Below are 2,394 nucleotides of genomic sequence, written 5' to 3'. Positions count from 1 at the left end.
CTCCGGGAGAATATAGTAGTCGCCATGTGTCTCGATCCAATGGCGAAAATGAGCAGCACATCGCAACGTCTGGTCCCACGTCAAGGGATCCGATCCGATATTGATGTTGAGATAAGAAGCGCCAGATTGGAGCCATCTCTCCAGAAAGCTCAGGTTCAAGTCAGGAAATGGAGCAAAACCAGCATGGTCATCCCAAACAAGAGCGTCGCGATGTACACGAGCAGCGTTTGGACTGACGCCCCACTGGGTCTCCTCTCTCTCCATCACGGCCATCAACTCCCCTTCTCTGGCGCGGTCGGTCAGACCGGCAATTCAAGATCTAGCTGAACGCCACAGTATCACCCGATCGCTCAGAGTCTGTCATGATCTTGCGCAAAACCTCCGTCGCACTTGATATATAGACAATGATGCCATTTTCCGATCTGGCATTATTAACTCAACTCGCGTTCAGGGATTTGCGGCATAGACCGATGGCAAGCAAAGCGTCGCGAAGAAGTGCATGGTCACCGACAAGCCGTGTCCTATGGAGCAGCCAAGCGAAAGGTGATGCCGGGCATCGAGCATCGGTCGCACAAGGGATTGGATAGCCGGGCGGAGAATGCACATATGCCGCTGCGAAAACGAGAGGGGATGTGCAAGGCTTCCGATCACCAGGAGCCACGGCGAATGGATGCTGTGGCCGTGGTCAGCAACATCAGCGGCCGCTGGTCTCACTCGTGTATATGCAGACGACGTGACATCGTCAGCACGCCTCGTCTGGAGGGAGGTGTGTTATGGGAACTCCTTCTGCACGCTGCGATCGTCACTGCAGCCGGGATGGAAAGTTCTGCCTTAATTGTCTCGCTTGGATTTCGACCAAGTTGGCGCGCCCTGATCGCGCCCATTCAATAACCAGGAAATCAAGGATTTTGTCCGAGTCGATGCGCTTTGACGGCCAGGATCGATGGAATTCATCCGTCATAGTGATCAGCCCTTTCTATGTATCAAACTTGGATTAAGGCTCCCATTTTCGAATTTGACAGAAATGGCTTGTCCATGGAGTTTCACCTGACCGGCTGCCTCCCTAGGCCATTCTCTTCCCAATGCGAACCGCTTATAAAAATTGTACGGAGTATGATGAGATGACTCGACCACCGGCCTTTGTTCAGACTTCACAAAAAATCAAAACTGAGCCCCACTCCGGTCAAAAGCCGGTTGATCTCAATTGGTTGGAGATACCGTCTGAAGGAGGTTCGCCAGCAGCTTGGCTCTATGCTGATCGGGACAGCTTCCATTCAGGAGAGGCTGTTAACCTCTTTCTGTCAACAAATGTAGAGTGGGTGACTCTCCGCATTTATCGCGATGGTGCTAAGCGTACCCTAGTGCATGAGGCCTCTCGCTTAAAAGGAGAGTACCAACCCATGTCGCCAAACGCTTACATTGACGGTTGTGGCTGGCGCGCATCTTACCAATGGACAACGGACGGCGCACTGCCCTCTGGAGCATACTTAATTGAGGTCACCGAACACGGGAGCAACGATGGAGCAACACTTGGTCACCATCTCGTGTTCTTGCGGTCGCCCGGCAATAAGACGAAAACTCTAGCTCTGGTCGCCTCGGTCGCGACATGGCGGGCCTACAACGATTTTGGCGGAGCAAGTCACTATTGGGGAGTACACCCGGATTACTTCAGAGGCTTTTCTCCGATTTTGTCTACCAAGCGTCCGTGGGGACGTGGGCAAGTTTGGCTACCAGATGGCGCGCCGCGCATAAAATCGAACGTGCGTCCTAGGTCGCCACGACCGGCTCGATATGAAGCCCTAGAATATGCATATGCAAAGGGATTGTCGCGAAATTATGGAGCCGCCGGCTGGGCAAGCTACGAAAGACTATTCGTTCGGTGGGCGGAGAAAAATGGCTATTCAGTGGATATCTTTACCCAGGATGAGCTTCACCAAGATCAAGATAGACTAAATGACTATCCTTGCGCAGTATTTGTTGGACATTGTGAATATTGGACCAGAGAGATGCGCAATGCTGTTCATGTATTCCTCAATCAGGGCGGTAACGTTGCGCGTCTGGCTGGCGATTTCTCGTATCAAATCCGCATGGACTATGAGACCAGCCAACAGATTTGCTACACCGCAAAAGCTCCCGAGCGCGACCCGGTCTATGGGACTGAAAACAACCATCTCCTCACCGTCGATTGGGAAGACCCGAAAGTCAATTGGCCAGGTGCGGAAACCTTTGGTGTTAACGCTGTACGGGGAGCCGCTCCAATTGGCTTCGGCAACGTCGGCGCTCGCGCCGCTCGCGGCTTTACAGTTTTTCGCCCGGATCATTGGTCATTCGACGGAACAGGTCTAGATTACGCAGATATGTTCGGCGACGAAGATGGTATCTTCGGTTTTGAAA

The 2,394-nt window shown here is 52.7% G+C and carries 2 protein-coding genes and 1 pseudogene; 2 read left to right on the top strand and 1 reads right to left on the bottom strand.

Features of this window, described 5'->3' with window-relative positions; translation table 11 throughout:
• Window positions 1–273: hypothetical protein (locus NKH80_RS29990; RefSeq protein WP_352995634.1), on the bottom strand; the 273-nt coding region annotated here is incomplete at its 3' end.
• A 220-nt stretch (window positions 274–493) separates the two neighbouring features.
• Between NKH80_RS29990 and NKH80_RS29985 the strand changes: the two are divergent.
• Window positions 494–633, top strand: a pseudogene (locus NKH80_RS29985) (IS6 family transposase); the annotation flags it as partial.
• A 488-nt stretch (window positions 634–1,121) separates the two neighbouring features.
• Window positions 1,122–2,394, top strand: a 1,273-nt coding sequence (locus NKH80_RS29980; RefSeq protein WP_352995631.1) for a N,N-dimethylformamidase beta subunit family domain-containing protein, incomplete at its 3' end; no start/stop codon positions are given.

It is taken from the genome of Mesorhizobium sp. M0904 (assembly GCF_040319475.1).
In the GTDB taxonomy this organism is placed as follows: domain Bacteria; phylum Pseudomonadota; class Alphaproteobacteria; order Rhizobiales; family Rhizobiaceae; genus Mesorhizobium.
Note: the sequence above shows the minus strand (reverse complement) of the source record. Positions and strands in the feature narration are given on the sequence as shown.